Annotated in this window: 14 protein-coding genes and 3 pseudogenes; 13 read left to right on the top strand and 4 right to left on the bottom strand. The window is 68.4% G+C overall.

What is annotated here, in order from left to right:
- Positions 1 to 329 precede the first annotated feature (329 nt).
- The 5 genes and pseudogenes from IPJ95_01180 to IPJ95_01160 all read left to right on the top strand — a co-directional run bounded on the left by IPJ95_01180 (position 330) and on the right by IPJ95_01160 (position 5,063).
- The gene (locus tag IPJ95_01180; protein ID MBK7922237.1) at positions 330 to 1,676 is read left to right on the top strand and encodes a putative DNA binding domain-containing protein; all 1,347 of its coding nucleotides are present in this window, start codon (positions 330 to 332) and stop codon (positions 1,674 to 1,676) included.
- Between the two features lie 115 nt (positions 1,677 to 1,791).
- Positions 1,792 to 2,667 carry a hypothetical protein gene (locus IPJ95_01175; GenBank protein ID MBK7922236.1) on the top strand — a complete coding sequence of 292 codons (876 nt, stop codon included), beginning with the start codon at positions 1,792 to 1,794 and terminating at the stop codon, positions 2,665 to 2,667.
- Between the two features lie 584 nt (positions 2,668 to 3,251).
- Positions 3,252 to 3,368, top strand: a pseudogene (locus IPJ95_01170) (helix-turn-helix domain-containing protein).
- A gap of 416 nt (positions 3,369 to 3,784) precedes the next feature.
- Positions 3,785 to 3,985, top strand: a pseudogene (locus IPJ95_01165) (DDE-type integrase/transposase/recombinase).
- Positions 3,986 to 4,475: 490 nt separating this feature from the next.
- Positions 4,476 to 5,063 (top strand): annotated as a pseudogene (locus IPJ95_01160) (ATP-binding protein).
- 268 nt (positions 5,064 to 5,331) lie between these two features.
- Here the strand turns inward: IPJ95_01160 and IPJ95_01155 are convergent.
- Positions 5,332 to 5,916 carry a hypothetical protein gene (locus tag IPJ95_01155; protein ID MBK7922235.1) on the bottom strand — a complete coding sequence of 195 codons (585 nt, stop codon included), beginning with the start codon at positions 5,914 to 5,916 and terminating at the stop codon, positions 5,332 to 5,334.
- A 1,019-nt stretch (positions 5,917 to 6,935) separates the two neighbouring features.
- Here IPJ95_01155 and IPJ95_01150 point away from each other — a divergent pair.
- From IPJ95_01150 to IPJ95_01130, 5 genes are all read left to right on the top strand, one after another.
- Positions 6,936 to 7,556, top strand: a complete 621-nt coding sequence (locus IPJ95_01150; protein ID MBK7922234.1) for a TetR/AcrR family transcriptional regulator — start codon at positions 6,936 to 6,938, stop codon at positions 7,554 to 7,556.
- Positions 7,557 to 7,654: 98 nt separating this feature from the next.
- Positions 7,655 to 8,101, top strand: a complete 447-nt coding sequence (locus tag IPJ95_01145) for a tyrosine-type recombinase/integrase (protein MBK7922233.1) — start codon at positions 7,655 to 7,657, stop codon at positions 8,099 to 8,101.
- 116 nt (positions 8,102 to 8,217) lie between these two features.
- On the top strand, positions 8,218 to 8,757 hold the full coding sequence (locus tag IPJ95_01140; protein MBK7922232.1) for a hypothetical protein: 540 nt from the start codon (positions 8,218 to 8,220) through the stop codon (positions 8,755 to 8,757).
- A gap of 1,794 nt (positions 8,758 to 10,551) precedes the next feature.
- Complete coding sequence (locus IPJ95_01135; protein ID MBK7922231.1) at positions 10,552 to 10,854, top strand: DUF433 domain-containing protein; 303 nt, start codon at positions 10,552 to 10,554, stop codon at positions 10,852 to 10,854.
- Complete coding sequence (locus IPJ95_01130; protein ID MBK7922230.1) at positions 10,851 to 11,297, top strand: hypothetical protein; 447 nt, start codon at positions 10,851 to 10,853, stop codon at positions 11,295 to 11,297. Before IPJ95_01135 ends, IPJ95_01130 begins: the two co-directional genes overlap by 4 nt.
- A gap of 333 nt (positions 11,298 to 11,630) precedes the next feature.
- On the opposite strand, the gene IPJ95_01125 is transcribed toward IPJ95_01130, so the two are convergent.
- Together IPJ95_01125 and IPJ95_01120 are read right to left on the bottom strand one after the other, a co-directional pair.
- Positions 11,631 to 12,320 (bottom strand): hypothetical protein, encoded by a 690-nt coding sequence (locus tag IPJ95_01125; protein ID MBK7922229.1) that lies wholly within the window; start codon positions 12,318 to 12,320, stop codon positions 11,631 to 11,633.
- Positions 12,302 to 13,225: an amidase gene (locus IPJ95_01120; GenBank protein MBK7922228.1), complete on the bottom strand. Its 924-nt coding sequence runs from the start codon at positions 13,223 to 13,225 to the stop codon at positions 12,302 to 12,304. The genes IPJ95_01125 and IPJ95_01120 overlap by 19 nt, the downstream gene beginning before the upstream one ends.
- 172 nt (positions 13,226 to 13,397) lie before the next feature.
- On the opposite strand from IPJ95_01120, the gene IPJ95_01115 reads away from it, so the two are divergent.
- From IPJ95_01115 to IPJ95_01105, 3 genes are all read left to right on the top strand, one after another.
- Positions 13,398 to 13,721 (top strand): hypothetical protein, encoded by a 324-nt coding sequence (locus IPJ95_01115; protein MBK7922227.1) that lies wholly within the window; start codon positions 13,398 to 13,400, stop codon positions 13,719 to 13,721.
- 134 nt (positions 13,722 to 13,855) lie between these two features.
- The gene (locus tag IPJ95_01110) at positions 13,856 to 14,134 is read left to right on the top strand and encodes a hypothetical protein (GenBank protein MBK7922226.1); all 279 of its coding nucleotides are present in this window, start codon (positions 13,856 to 13,858) and stop codon (positions 14,132 to 14,134) included.
- A 269-nt stretch (positions 14,135 to 14,403) separates the two neighbouring features.
- The gene (locus tag IPJ95_01105; protein MBK7922225.1) at positions 14,404 to 15,042 is read left to right on the top strand and encodes an MOSC domain-containing protein; all 639 of its coding nucleotides are present in this window, start codon (positions 14,404 to 14,406) and stop codon (positions 15,040 to 15,042) included.
- 21 nt (positions 15,043 to 15,063) lie between these two features.
- Here IPJ95_01105 and IPJ95_01100 read toward each other — a convergent pair whose 3' ends face one another.
- Positions 15,064 to 15,525, bottom strand: a complete 462-nt coding sequence (locus IPJ95_01100; protein MBK7922224.1) for a hypothetical protein — start codon at positions 15,523 to 15,525, stop codon at positions 15,064 to 15,066.
- Positions 15,526 to 15,609 lie beyond the last annotated feature (84 nt).

The raw sequence follows: 15,609 nt of genomic DNA, 5'->3' as shown, positions 1-15,609 counted from the left end.
GCGCCGGCACACTGCGCCGGACGCGTCGAATCCCGCCGTCCCGATTGTCATGGCCTGACCGCATCCGCGGTGGGGTCGTTTGGTTTGGCCCCTAGGTTCTGTCATCCCGTGGGGTGCAGCGACAGAGGGAGCCCTTCAGGCCGGCAGGGGGCCAGTTTCGCCGGTACACGACTGCCCCGTGCACCACCTCCCCGCAGGGGGCTGTTCACTGCGCTTGACAAGAGAGCGTGTAGGGGCAGTATCCAGGCAGAGCGGAGCGATGCCAGGTGGGACGGTCCACCTTGCCGGTAGTACGGTCCGCTACACTACTCCGTCAATAGGCAGCACGAATGAATCTCGCCCATCTCGAGCGAATGGTTGGCGAAGGCGATCTGAGCAAGGACGCCTGTCTCTACCTCTTGCAGTGCCGTGGAGAGTGCGAGTGGTTGGACTTCAAGGAACAACTGTCGCTGGAGTCCGAGGTAGAGCTCTGCGGGTTCGCTCGCGATGTGCTCGCGATGAAGAATGTTGGCGGCGGCTACCTCGTAGTTGGCGTAATGGACAAGACGTGGCAAGTGGTCGGTCTTGCCGCCCCTTTTCCTTACGATTCAAAGCTTCTGCGCGACAAAGTGCGGAGCGCAACAGGTGTTGAGCTTGAAGTGGATGTCGTCACGCATCCGGTCGAATCGGAGGGGGCGAAGGTCCTATGTGCTTTGATCCATGTCCGAAGCAGCAAGAAGCGGCGTAAGCGCAGGAGTCCGACCCTAGTCGCCAGGGACTTCTGCGCGACAAAGCCATTCGGGATGCGACGCGGTGAGATCTATTTGCGGAGGGGGGACTCCACCGTAAAGGTCGCCAGCGAAGAAGAGCTCCGGGATCTGCTGGAACGACTGGAGGCTCAATCGGACGAGGATGCCGTTAGGGGGGACGCAGCCCCTTCGCCCTTCGCGGTCGAAGATGGAACGTACCGTCTCCTTCCAAGGGGCTACGACCGCTTTGTAGGTCGTGCTGACCTGCGCGAGCGCTTGGTGGGCGCTATCTGCGGTGATCCTCGGATTTGGATTGTTAACGTGCATGGCCCTGGAGGCGTGGGAAAGTCCGCGCTTGTCAATTGGGCGGCGTACAGGCTCTACGAAGAACGGCGCTTCGAGGCGATTCTCCAGCTTACGGCAAAAGAGACGGCCTTAACTGAGAAGGGCATTCGCCCACTATCGCGCTCGCTGTACTCGCTAGAAAACCTACTCGACCAGATTCTCCTGCTCTTTGAGGAGAACCCCGAGCAGGAGCTGGAGGCGAAGCGGTTACTGGCAATCGAGCTTCTCTCGGCTTGGAAGACCCTGATCATCTTGGACAATATGGAAACTGTCTCTGATGGACGAATTCTCGCATTCGTCCAGGGGCTTCCCCCCGACTCCAAAGCGAAGGTCCTCCTGACTAGTAGGTCGAAGACAGGCGGGTGGGAGTTGCCTCTGGCTGTGACGGAGTTGAACGGAGTCGAGGTTCAGGAGTTCCTGGCGATAAAGTCCGCGGAACTCAGCGCCGGCTTTCCGATAGATCCCGACTCAATCGCTAGGGTCACCGAGGCTAGCGGCGGGTTACCGCTGGCAATCCAGTGGATCATCGGCCAGTACAAGCAGAGCCGGCGACTGGACTTGGTAGTAAGGGGATGCGAAGGGGAAGGACTCCCCAATTCTTGAGTTCAGCTTTCGCAACATTTGGATGACCCTTGCCCAAGAGGCCCGAACCGTTTTGGCCCTATTGAGCATCTTCGACGGACCCGTGACGGTTCAGCAGGTGTGCTTGGCAACTCAAATGAACGCCGATCAGGTTGAGCGGGCGCTGTCAGAACTCGCTGACGTGACACTGGTAACGCGATCGGTCCAGCAGCCCGAAGGAAGTATCGTCTACAGTGCTTTGCCCATCACACTGTCCTTTGCCCGCAACGAACTGGCAGGGATGGGAGAGCTCGAGGTACGCGCACGCCAGCGAGTGCAGCAGTTTGTAGACCAGATGGAGCTACAGGTCTCGGAGGTCGCAAGGTTCCGAGGCGAGTTTGAGAAATTCGGGATCGTTACCGCCAATGAGAAGCGCGCGGTAATTCTATGCCGGCGCGCAGAGTCGGAAGTCTTTGCGGGAAATGTGGACGGAGCGGAACTGCTTTTCGAGCAAGCGCGGGAAATGGCCCCGAACAGCGCCTACGTACTTGCTCGCATCGCCAGTTATGCCCTTGCGCGAAATCGGGTCGGTGCTGCGCTGGAGCGTGCGAAGGAGGCTTGCCAGAGGGCAAGCAAGAAGACTGGGGCCCTCTGCTACGGAGTCAAGGCTCGGGTGTTGGACGTGCAACGGGATCGCGCTGGGCGGCTAGAGGCCTTAGGCGAGGCACTCAAGTTTGATCCAGGGGATCCGGTCCTTCGGCACCAATACGGCGTGGCGCTGAGCAGGATGGGGTTGGAACGTGAGGCGATCGAGCAGTTTTCTCAGATAGTTGCGGAGGAGGAGAAGCGAGTGCCACCGCGAGAAACCCTCTTGATGGCGCTAACGACTCGAGTCATCAATTGCAAACGCCTGGGACGCCTGGATGAGGCTAGGGCGGATGTCGAGAAGGGGAGGCGTGTGATAGAGCAGTACCCTCACCTAGGGCATGCGTGGCGGGGGGCGGAGGAGATCGAGGTGGACCAAGCCAAGTAGCTGAGGCAATGCTGGCTTCAATTGGACTCCAGTCTGGCCTGCGCAATACTATCCATGAGTATCGGTGCCAAAGCGGAGCAATAGGCTGGCTGACGATCCCCGGCCATTGCGAGCTCCCAGTGTTTCCGGCCCCCGGCAGCGGACACACGGAACCTGCTGAAAGTCCGACAGCCTGCCTAGGAGAACCCCAATGCTGGTAACCCAAGAAGGGAATGGGATTCAGAGGGGTCGCGGGTTGACCTCCGCCCGCCTGCGGCGGTGCTCGGTCCGCTCGCCGCCTCCGGCGGCGCCGGCCCGCCGGTCCGGACGCGTCGAATCCCGCCGTCCCGATGTCCACGGCCTCACCGCATCCGCGGTGGGGTCGTTTGGTTTGGCCCCCAGAGTCCCGTCATCCCGAGGGCGCGCAGCGACCGAGGGATCCCTGCAGGTGGGCAGGGGCCCGATGCCGCCGCCGCCGGGGGCGCCTGTAGGTGGCGATTGAATATTGGACATTCGTGCCGGGTGAAAACGGGACACTTCCTGAGGGCGGGCCACACGCCGCCCCTTCCGTCCCGACCTTTGGGCTCCACCGCGTGGAGCCCAGCATGCACGGAGTCCCCGACCGCGTGTACCTACGACATCTGCTCCAAGAGGCCGGCGGCTCGCGCCGCGAGGCCGCCCGACGCGCCGGCGTCGGCCGTTCGACGCTCTACCGCTGGCTGGAGGAGGGCCTCCTCGACGTCCCGCTCGAGACCCTGCGCGCGCGCTACGGCCCGCGCCCGCCGCGGCCCAGCAAACTGGCGCCGTATCACCCGTTGATTCACGCCCGCCTGGCGGAGTTCCCCGCGCTGCAGGCCACCCGCCTCTTCGCCGAGTGCCGCGCCGCGGGCTACCCGGGCGGCTACTCCCAGCTGCGCGCCTACGTCGGGACCCTCCGTCCCGCGTCGGCGCCCGTCGTGCGTTTCGAGACTGCGCCCGGCGAGCAGGCCCAAGTCGACTTCGCGCACTGCCGCCTTCCTTGGGGCATCCGCTACGCGCTGATCGTCGTGCTCGGCTACTCGCGCCTGCTGTGGGTCCGCTTCTATCCCCGCCAGGATCTGCGGACGCTGCAGCACGGGGCTCGCCGCCTGCCTGACGACTGGGGCGGTGTCCCGCGCCACCTGCTCTTCGACCAGATGCGGAGCGTCCTCACCGCGACGATCGCCTCGCCGGCGGCGGCCTGCTCACCAATCCCGAGTGCCAGCGCTTCGCCCAGCACTATGGCTTCCGCCTCCGGGTCTGCCGGCCCTATCGCGCCCAGACCAAAGGCAAAGTGGAGCGCCCCATCCGCTACCTGCGGGGCAGCTTCCTCTACGGCCGCACCTTCGTCAGCGACGCTGATCTCAATGCACAGGTCGCCCACTGGCTCGACACCGTGGCCAATCCGCGGGTGCACGGCACCACCGGGGTGGTCCGCGGTGCGCTTCTGGCCGAGGAGCAGGCGCGGCTGCAGCCGCTGCCGCTGCGGCCCTATGTGTCGCTCCTGCCGCCCCCACGCGCCGTGCCCCGCGTCCGCTCGCGGTGCCCCAGGTTGTCGTGGGCACCGGAGCCTCGCCGCCTACGCGGCGCTCGCGGGGGTGGAGGGCATGACCCGCCGCGCGCCCACCGCCCCGTCACTCCGCGAGCGCGTCCAGGCGCAGCTCGTCGATCTCAAGATGCCCGGCGCCCTCGAGGCGCTCGACGACGTGCTCCGGCGCTGTGACGATGGCGCCCTGGCCCCCGGCGAGGCCATCGCCGCCCTGCTCGGCGCCCACATCGAGCTGCGCAATGCGCGCCGCCTGCAGACCGCCATGCGGAGTGCGCGGCTCCCGGCCGTGAAGACCCTGGCCGACTTCGACTTCAGCTTCCAGCCGTCGGTCAAGCGCGAGCAGATCGACAGTCTGCACACGCTGGGCTTTCTGGAGCGCAAGGAGAATGTCGTCCTGCTCGGGCCGCCGGGCGTCGGCAAGACGCACCTGGCGCTGTCGCTCGCCGTGGCCGCCGCCCAGAGCGGACGCCGGGTCTACTTCACCACCCTCGCCGACCTGCTGCACTCGCTCGAAGAGGCCCAGGCGGGGCGGACGCTGGCCCCCCGCCTGCGAACGCTCGTCTTTCCGAGTCTGATGGTGATCGACGAGATCGGCTACCTCCCGATCACCCGCACGGGGCGATGCTGTTCTTCCAGCTCCTGAGTCGCCGCTACGAGCACGCCTCCACGATCCTCACCAGCAACAAGGGCTTCGAGGACTGGGGCGAGATCTTCGGGGGATGACGTCATGGCGGCCGCCCTCGTCGACCGCCTCGTCCACCACTGCCACATCGTCAACATCCGGGGCAACAGCTACCGCCTCCGCCAGCACCGCGACCTGGCCCGCCGCCTCCAGGCCGACTCCACCACCGCCGCTGGGCGTGACCCCCGCGGAGGCCCCCCGCTCCCCATAGGGCTCAGCCCCCTACTCGTGTCCCAGATTCACCCGCCACGAGTGTCCCACATTCAATCGGCATTGACAGCGCCGACACAACGCTGCGCGGTGGCCGATGGGTGCCTGTCGATCCAGGGAATTGGCCTGCTTGGGGGGTAATGGTTGCGGGTGACCCGCCCCTGCTCCATGGCGCGAACGGGCGGGGCAGCCGGACCCTCCTGGCTGCCCCACCCGTCCACCCCCTTCACGCCGCACTCTCCCCACTCCCCGGCTCACCCGGCGCCACCTCCGGCTTCGGGTGCGGCCACCCGATGTCCTTGGCGCTCAGCCACGCCGCCAGCAGCTCCGGGCTCTTCTGCCACCGCTTCCGGTTGATACCATCCAGCCGGCGGACCAGCCCCATCAGCTCCTTCGCCACCTCGGGCAGCTCCGCCACGGCCCCGACGCGCTGCGCGGCGGCCAGCACCTGCTGCTCCATCACGCCCAGGTACTCCGCCAGCAGCGCCTCCAGGTCCGCCACGAAGGTCTCCGCCATCCCCTCCGCGATGAACACCTGCTGCCGGCTCGCCGCCGCCGCGAGCATCGCCCGCACCCGGCCACGAACTCCGCCCGGTTGAGCCGCGGGCTCGGCATCCGGAAGGCCGCCCGGAACCCCGGATCGGACGGAGCGCCGCCCGCGCGATCCGCACCGGTGCTGCAGGTAGTCCTCCTCGATCCGCCCCCGCACCACGTCCTTCTGGCCCACCGACCCCTGCGCCTGCTGGTTGCCGCTCTCCTGCTGGGTGGCGAGCAGGTCGAGCCGCGTGAGCCGCTCCTCGAACTGCCGCACCGCCTCCACGTACCCGGGACCTCCGAGGGGTGCCGTTTCACCAACGCCAGCACCCGGTGGAACATGTCCGACTTCTTCCGAATCGTCCGCCGCATACGACCTCCCGGCTCCTCAACGAGGCCCGCGGCACCACGGTCGAGGCGCATGGCCACACAAGTGAGTAGACCGCACCGCCCGGGCGCCCCGACCGCCCGCCGGCCAAGGCACCCAAAGGCGACCGCCGTGCCACGGCCGCCAACGCCGCGGAATTGGGCCCCGGTGTCAGGAACGGCGACAGCCCGGATGCAGCGGCCGGATGATCCGCGAGCAGGAGCTCTCTCAGCAGCGGCGGCACCGCATGCCGCATCGGAGGTGGAGCGGTGCAGACCCGGGGGACACTCCTCCCGTGTCAGGGAGCAATCTTCCCATGCGAGCGGCAGCGCGCCGCGCCCGTGCGGCGATGACGGGACTCGTCACGGTCACCCTCCAGCAACGCGCGATGACCCTTCCCATGGCGGCGGACAGCGTCCGACATCGTCGCGGCCACGATTCCCGGGCCCGTGATCACTCCGCACGGGGTCGTGGTCACTCCTCCCAGGGCAGCGTTCGGTGTCTGACAATGCGACGGGCGGTCGCGGCACCCGACCGGACGTTCGGACCAGGGACGCCAAACGGGCCCTGCCGGTCTCCGGACACTCCTCCCGTGGCGGCGGACACGCGTCCCGTGACGGCGGTAACTCCGCCCGCAGGCGCGTCATCCGCCGCCAGCCGGACGGGTCGCCACGGCGTGTGGATAGGCGAACGGACCGTTCGGAGGGGGACAGTTCAGGAGCGCGGCTCCTGAAGGGCGCTCGGTCGCCGCCCTATCGCTCCCCTTGGCCCGCTTCTTCCATCTCCCCCCCCAGCCCCGCGGCGTGTTCCCACCCCCTGCCGCCCCGGGTGTCGTGCCGAAGCTCCAGTCAGGCAATCACTTGGAACTCCCCGCCGGGCCCGAGCCCGGCTCGTCAGACCCTGCGCCAGGTGAACAGGAGGCCCGTCGGATGTCCACCTTTCCGGACACTCGGTACCTGCTCCTCGACCACGCCAGCATGCTCGCCAGCACTGACGGCCTCGCCGGCCTCAGCGCCGCCCGGGTGGCCCGCGCCGCCCGCCTCTCCAAGGCCACGGTCCACGGCCATCTCGGCGGGCGGGAGCGGCTGCACCTCTCGGTGCTGGACCACGCGGTCTGGGAGCTGGTCCGGGACGTGGTGATCCCCGCACGCCGGGCGCCGCGCGGGGTGCGGCGGCTGGAGGCGCTGCTGCGGCGCTGGATGGCATGGAACAGCGACGGCTACTACCCGGGGGGGTCCCCCCTGATCGCCATCGCCACCGAGTTCGACGACCGGCCGGGCCCGGTCCGGGAGCGGCTGCTGCGGTGGTGCGCGGCCTGGCGCCGGTGCCTGGGGCGTGAGGTGGCGCAGGCCCGCCGCGCGGGGGAACTGAGCCAGGCCAGCGACCCGGACCAGTTCGTCCACGATTATCAGGGGATCATGCTGGCCTACCATCTGGCGGAGCGGCTGGTGCGGGACCTCGACGCGCAGGCGCGCGCCCTCCGCGCGTTCGACAGCCTGGTGGGGCGCGAGGTGGACCGCCCCGGGGCTTCCGGAAACGCCGTCCATTGAACAGCAGGGCCGCGGGGTCGGCCCGGGCGCGAGGGCAGGGACCCGAGGTCCTGCAGGCGGCCACGCAGGTCAGATCCGATGGTTTTCCGGGGCTCGAGATGCTGTCATCCCGAGGGAGCGCGGGGACCGAGGGATCCCCGCTGGCTGGCAGGGGGCAGGTTTCGCCGGCTCGAGACCACGCGGCTCACAACCTCCGCAGCGGGGGGTCGCAACCTCTTCCCACCTTTCCCGCGGGCACCCCGTATGAGGAACATGAGCTGATCCTCGCCGGGCCGCTGGGCCGCCCCGTGGATCACCGCAACGTCAAGAAGCGCCACTTCCACCCGCTGCTCGCGGCGGCCGGGCTCCCGCGGGTGCGGCTGTACGACCTGCGGCACACGCACTGTACCCTGCTGCTCGGGGCCGGGGTGCCGGTCAATGTGGTAAGCCAGCGGCTCGGCCACGCCAGCGCCAAGATGACCCTGGACGTGTACGCCAATTACCTCCCCGACCAGCACGAGGACGCGGTGGCGCGGTACAGGGCGTATGTGGCTCACACTAAGTGAAAGACGACGCCAGCGTGCCCGGTGGGCCAGATCCCGCGTCCCCTAGCGGTGTAGGGCCGCGGCGAGTAAGCTTGGCCCCGAGGTACCAACCTGATAGCATCGCCTCCCCGAGACGCGTGGCCGTGGCCCTACTGAGCCTGCCTTCAATAGCCGATACCAACTGCGGGCGGCTGCAGCTTGATGCTGCCATCGCCCTGTCGGAAGACGCCCTTCGGGGTTTGCTCGGGGCACTACAGACAAAGGACGAGAGCCTTCATGCCCGCATCCGCCGACGAGCCGACGGAGAAGGCAACACTGCCGTATTCCTTGAGGAGCGGTTCGGAATTGATGTGTTGACAGGGGAAGAGCGGAGAGCGCACGTTGTGGAAGTCCTCGGGGGCGCCGAGGGTGCACCGGGGCCTGCTGGCCTGCTGCATCTCGACGTGGACGTCTTCCTAGACGACAAGCGGAGCCCCGCTCCTGTCCGGACTGATGAGCAGGAGTCCGTATCCCGATTGTGGGAATGGGCTACGCAGCACCCGTTGGAGGCGCATGTGCGGGCATGGATGATGTACGAGCCCACAGAGCGACGCAGCATCATCAACCTCCCACTTCCGGTGCCTGGCGACATCAGCGCGTTCGACGCAATTCCCTGGCCTCTGGTTGGTCAAGCGTGACCCATCCGGTAGCGCGGAGCGGACGCTGTACGAGGTCTCTCTCCGCCAGGAGTCGGACGGGCTGGCCCTCTTCATTCACTTCCGGGCCCTGTTGGACGGTGGGCGGGACATGCTGGGGAGCCCTCGCGCGCGCCCAGCAGATTGCCAGCTGCGGCCCCTGAAACCAACACTCCAAAGCCCGCCGACTCATGAGCAGACTGGTTGAGCTTTCGACGAATCGCTTGGGTGCCTTCCACATCCAGGATGAGCTTGAGTGGACAGGCGAGCACCGAGCCGTGCTCCCCATGGTGGCCGGGGGGTGGGTGGGCTCAACGATCTTCGCTCACAGCTGCCCGCAGACGACCACCAAGTTTGTCGTATTGGATGAAACCCATCTGCGGGCCATGGAGCTCTATACCGGGCTTCGGATGAGCACCGTTGAGCGGCGGTTGCGTGATGTGGTTGCGGAGCGGATGAACTCGCCCGCCTCCTCCGTGCGACCCATACACGCGCGCTGCCAAAGGCCAGCCTGAGAAGGCAGCGATTGACGAAGCAGAGTTGGCAAAGCTCAGATCTGATGTGGAAACCGTCGCCCACTCGGTATTTGGCGAGCCCCACGTCCGAGGCGTCACCACGACGGCCGCTCGGGATGGCGAGAGCACGGTCTCCCATGACATCGTGGTAACTGTCGAAGCTGGACAGGAGTTTGACCCCGCGGCGCTCGCTCAGAGTCGGCATACGTTCTTCGGAGCCGTTGCACAGGCGGTGCCTGGCACGCTACTGTCACGCGTCCAGGTGCTCGTCGAGGTCGAGCCGTAGTCTCGCCGTGCCCTTTGATCCCACGGAGTTCGGGGACTCTGGCCTTAGACCTAAGCCAACGCAAGCCAGCGGCGGTCGAGGTGCATGTCCGGACAGCGTGTGGGCGTGCGTACTATGCAGCGTTCCTAGTCGCCCGCGGACGACTGGAAGAGATCGGTCATAAGGTCCCGAAGATTGACGCGCACGCATATGTTCGGGACAGGCTCTCGGCTCCGGCGATCCCCGCATCAGTGGACTTGGCCAAACTTGTGCAGCCTCTCCCGGGACAGAAAGAATGCGGACTACGACCTAGCGCCGCCATACGTCTCAAAGCTCGCCTTCCAACAGGCATTCGGCGTGCTTACCGCCAACGGGGCTCAGTTGTGGATCCAAGCGTTCAACGCGATTTCCCGGGCAGACCTGCTCGCGAGCTGCCCACCGTAGTCCGACTGCTGGGGTGCGCTCCTCCCTCCTCGCGCCCCACCGCTCGCCGACGTATTATTCCGTAGGCCCAGCCCAGAAAGCGACCATGCCGCAGCCTCCCTGCCGACCTTCCGCCAGGCCGGGGCTGCAGGTTATTCGGTCGCCGATTGACCCTGCCCGGGAGTCCGCCAATGTCGCCCCAAGAGTTTCACCTGGTCGGCAAGGGCACCTACACGGTAGGCGACGCCAGTCGCCTAACAAGGGTCCCCGAGCGTAGTATCCAGCGTTGGACTCGGGGGTACCGGTATCGGCATCACGGGGCATGGCGGATTTCGCCGCCAGTCGTTCAGCCAGAGGTCAGTTTCGATGGTGTCCCGGTCCTGACCTTCACTGACCTCATTGAGCTTCGGGTTCTTCATATCCTGCGGAGTAAAGGGGTAAGTCACCCAACGATCCGCACAGCATCCGAGCGCGCCAAAGCACTCCTGAACACAACCCACCCATTTTCTCATGCCAGGTTTAAGACGGATGGTCGCGCTGTCATTCTAGATGTTGTTGAGGGCATTCGGGACACAGCGCTACTGGACTTGGTGCGTGATCAGTTTGAATTCCAGGGCGGTGGTCGCCCCATTGCTGAGCGATGTACTGGACTATGACGACACCGAGACCCCTCGCCGCTGGTGGCCGCTGACGCACAAACGACTGGTGGTAATTGACCCGCAGCGGCGTTTCGGACAGCCAATCGTGGTGAAGGAGGGCTTGCCGACGCGGCTACTTGCCAGAGCGGTAGCCAATGAGGGCAGCGCGGCATCGGTGGCGTGGTGGTACGAGGCAACGGAGCAGGCAGTCAGGGATGCAGTGGAGTACGAAACCTCGCTGAGCCGCCGGGCTGCGTGAAGATCTTTGTTGACAATACGATTTCCGTCCGAATCGTCCGCGCCCTGCGCGAGCTCCTCACGGAAAGGGACGAGGCCCAGGGCAATCAAGCCGCTGTGCTGACCCACCTGCAAGAGAAGTTTCTTCCCGACACGGTTGATCCGGTGTGGTTAGGGGAACTTGCGCGCGAGGGCGAGTGGGTAATCCTCTCAGGTGATGTCCGCATCGTGCGCATGGAAGCGAACCTCCGGGCGTGGCTTGAGAGCGGCCTGCCAATCTTCTTCCTGTCCGAGGAGTGGGAGAATATGCACCGCCTCGATCAGGCAGCATCATTGCTCAAGTGTTGGCGTGATTTCGAGCGGCAGGCGCGATCAGCGGCGAACGGATCTGCCTACATCATCCAGCCGAGGAGCGGAGGCATCAAGGCGCACACCCCTCGGGCGCCCCGGGCGGAGCGGCAGTAGCCCCCAGCACTCGGGTGGAGGGGTAACGGAGGGGTTAGGGAGGGACGGCCCGGCTAAGTGATTGGTAGATCAACAGCTTGAAAAGGGCCCTCCCGCAATGGGGTTCAGGGGGTCGCGGGTTCGAATCCCGCCGTCCCGATCAACCGCAAAGCCCTGCCACGAGAGTGGCGGGGCTTTGTGCTGCCGGGGTCGCGGGTTGACCTCCGCCCGCCTGCGGCGGTGCTCGGTCCGCTCGCCGCCTCCGGCGGCGCCGGCACACTGCGCCGGACGCGTCGAATCCCGCCGTCCCGATGGCCACGGCCTCACCGCATCCGCGGTGGGGTCGTTTGGTTTCTACCCCCCCGCCGGCCTTCGCGGCGCCACGAACCGCCGCGACTGGCGCTCGTACGCATGCGCCAGCGCCAGCACCCGCGCGTCGGCGCCCGGCACTCCCACCACCGAGAGGTTGAGCGCCGGCAGGCCGTCCGCGCCGATCCCCGCCGGCACCGACACCTCCGGCAGCCCCAGCCAGTTGCCGTAGCCAAGCGGGGTGCGGATGTCGGGCCAGTCATCGGCCAGCACGAAGGCGTTGAACGGCATGGTGGGATACACCATCGCCACGACGCCCGCGGCCGTCATCGAACGGGCCAGCGCCTCCACCACCGCCTCGCGCGACCGCGCGAACGACCGCCCCGCCGCATCCTCCAGCATCGGCCGCTCCAGCAGCGGCTCGCACGCCTCCCAGGTATCAGGCAGCACGTCGTAGTACGCCCGGTAGGCGTCGTAGCCCAGCCGGAGGTCACCGCGCGGCTCGGCGCTCCGGCCCTGGAAGTACTGCAGCAGCGCGTTGGCCGTGACCGTCGGCGCCCGGGGATCGGGCGCCACGTCGCCCCGCGCCTCCGCCGCGGCCCGGAAGGCGTCGCGGTAGGTGGCCAGCGTGACCGCCGGCGTAAACGGCACCAGCTCGGCCCCGGCCGCGGTCAGGTCGGCGAGCGCCCGGTCCCAGGTGGCCACCGCCTCCGCCGTCATCTGTCCGCGCGGCACGTGCGCCTCCACCACGCCAAGGCGCACGCCGGCGAGCGCGTCGTCGCGCCAGTGGAGCAGGGGCTCGCGTCGAACGGCGCGGCCAGCGCCAGCGGGTCGGAGCCGTCGGGTCCCGCGATCGCGGCGAGCAGCAGCGCGGCGTCGGCCACCGTCCGTGCCAGCGGGCCGTGGGTGTCGAGGTAGGGCCAGGTGGGGATCACCCCGGTGCGCGGCACGAGGCCGAAGGTGGGCTTCATCCCCACCACGCCGGTGCACACCGCCGGGATCCGGTTGGAGCCGCCGTCGTCGGTGCCGAGCGCCGCGAAGGCCATCCCGCCGGCCACCGCCACCGCCGAGCCGGCACTGGACCCGCCCGGCGTCCGGGTGCCGCTCCGGTCAAACGGATTGGCCACCTGCCCGGTGTGGGTGCTGGTGCCCACGCCACGGTAGGCAAAGTCATCCGCCGCCGTCTTGCCCAGCACGATGGCCCCCGCCGCCCGGAGGCGGCGCACCTCGAGCGCATCCCGCCGTACAGCGCCCGGGAAGAGGTACGCCCACTCCGCGCTGGAGCCGGTGGTCGGCAGCCCCTCCATGTCGTAGATGGACTTGGCGAAGACCGGCACGCCGTCGAGCGGGCCGCGCAGGGTCCCGGCGCGCCGCCGCGCATCGGAGGCCCGCGCCTCGTCGAGCGCGGTGGCGGAGAGGGCGTCAATGGCACGCCAGGCCGCGCCGTCCCGCCGGCAGCGCTCCAGTGCCCGTCGGGTGACCTCCTCCGCGGTCCATTCGCCACGGCGGAGCCCCGCCTGGCAGTCGGCGATGGTGCCATCGAGCGGATCGGTCGGTGTGCGCATTCCCCAGCTCCGTGGCAGCGCGGTCAGGGCGCTGAGGGCGGCCAGGCGGGCCAGGACGTCTCGGCGGGTGGGCATGGGGGATAGGGTACAGCGGAACGGCGGGGAGGGGAACGGGGAGGTGGATGTGGAACCCCCTCCTGACCCCCTGTTGACCGCTGTTTGACCCTCGGCTCACCCCCGGGCACCACCTTGGCGTCGTGCACCACAGCACGTGACCCGACACCCCGGAACCGGCCAGGAGCCCCCGATGCCCTCCCCCAAGCGTCTGCCACGCCCGCGATCCTTGCAGGTCGCCCTCGCCACCGTGGCCATCCTCCTGGCGGCCGCCTGTGCCGATGCCGGCACGGGTCCGGACGAGGGCGGACGGCAGCAGCGGCTCACCGTCTACGCCAACGGCGCGTTCGGCCCGGGTGGCACGCCGTCGGAGATCTGGATCAACGACGAGTACATCGGCACCCTCGACCAGGAGCTCGATCCGCCGCCCATGTCCACGTGTGATCGGGCGGGCGGCGTCTCGGTCACCGTCCCCCGTTCGGGGCGGCTCACCATGCGCGCCGTGCGGACGGGCTGACGGCGTTACCTGGGGCACCTACCCCATCGATCGTTCCTCGTCGGCGGACTGCGTGGTGCTCTGGGTCGGCGCGCAATGTTCCCGCCGCTCGGCGGCGGCGGTGGCGGAGCGATGCCACCGATTGCGTCAACATCGTGTCCTACAACGGCGGGCCGCTGGGCTTCGCGGAGTGGGAGAACCTCTGCGGCTACAAGGTCCAGTTCGCCTGGTTCGACCAGGGCTACTGCGGGCCGACCTCCGCGGGGAGCGGCACCTATATCGGTTGCGGCAGCACCCTGGACGCGTTTGCCACGGGAAGCACGACCGCGCTCTCGGGCCGTGTCGTCTGGGGCGCCTGCCGGGATCCCTACCTCCCGGTGAACTGGCGGAACCTCGATGGCAACGGTCTGCCGTCGACGTTCAGCTGTCGCTAGCGTGAGGGGCTGGGGGCCACGGCGCCTGGCCGTGAGTGCCTACCCGGCCAGTATCGCGCCGGTGGCGCCCACGATCAGCGGCAGGGGGTGTCACCGGCCGTCGTGTCCTGCGGGGCGGGCTCCTTGGCCCCGGGCCACCTGGCAGGGCAAGTTTCCGACCCCAACCCCGGCCGACATCGGGGTCGGGCCGGCCGCCGCCTGCCGCCTTCCATCGCACGCGTGGCCGTGTCCCCAGTCGCGCCCGCCGACGGCGCCGGAGAGGAACTGCCATGTACCGCATCGATGGGCTGTGGCGCTACCCCGTGAAGACGCTGGCGGGCGAGCCGATCACCGAGGCCGCGCTGACCGCCGATGGCGTGCCGGGTGACCGCCTGGTGCACGTGCGCGGCCCGGAAGGGGTGCGCACCTCCCGCCGTCACCACCGGCTCCTCGGGCTGCGGGGCACCCTCGGCCCGGACGGCCAGCCACTCGTGAACGGGCTGCCGTGGCAGAGCGCGGAGGCCCTCGCCCTCGTCCGCGCGGCGGCGGGGGACGATGCCTGGCTCGCCGCCCACGCCGGCCCGGAGCGCTTCGACATCCTGCCGCTGCTGGTGGCCACCGACGGCGCGGTGGCGGCCTTCGGGCGCGACATCCGCCGGCTGCGCCCCAATATCCTGATCGGAGGGGTCGAGGGGCTCGCGGAGGTCCAGTGGGAGGACGCGTTGCTGCGCGTGGGCCAGGTCGTCATCCGGCTCGACTCGCTGCGCGGCCGCTGCCCGATGACCACCGTCGATCCGGACACCCTCGAGCGCGATCCCGAAGTGCTGCGCGACATCGGGCGCCGGTTCGGCGGGCGCCTGGCGCTCAACGCCGAGGTGCTGCGGCCCGGGGTGGTGCGCGTCGGCGATCCGGTGGTGCTGGAGCGGTGACCCCCGGGCTGGCAGCGCGCTTCAATCCACCACGAAGCTCGCCTGCATCCCCATCGCAACGTGCGGCGGGAGCGAGTCCGCGTCCTTGAACTGGCAGATCATCACGTAAGTGCGGCCCGGCACCAGGTCCACATCCAGCGTGCCGAGGCTCGTCGCCCCCGGCTCCACGATCAGGATCCCGACCACGCCGTCCGTCAGCGGGGTCGGGTCGTCCCCCGCGGCCATGTGCGAGAGCAGCGAGTCGGCGGTGACCCCCGCGCGCAGCTGCCCCATCGCCATCTCGTGCGGCACCTTGCCGGTGTTCTGCAGCCGGAACCGCGCCGGCCCCGCGCTCAGGTGCGCCGGCACCTGGAAGGCGTAGTCGGAGGCCTCGACGACGGTCTCCGGCGCCGTGACCGGACGAGCCGGGCCGCACGCAACGCCGACGAAGGCCAGGGCGGTGACAACGAGGGCGCGGGGCTGGCGGACGCGGTCGAATGGCATGGCGGGTCTCCGTGAGGGGTGCGGCGACGCTGGCGCGCGAAGGAGCGGGCGCGTGGCGCCCGGCAGAAGCTGGGTATCGCGGAG

It is taken from the genome of Gemmatimonadota bacterium (assembly GCA_016713785.1).
In the GTDB taxonomy this organism is placed as follows: Bacteria; Gemmatimonadota; Gemmatimonadetes; order Gemmatimonadales; family GWC2-71-9; genus JADJOM01.
The sequence above is the reverse complement of the archived record's forward strand: the minus strand, read 5'-3'. Positions and strand labels throughout refer to the sequence as shown.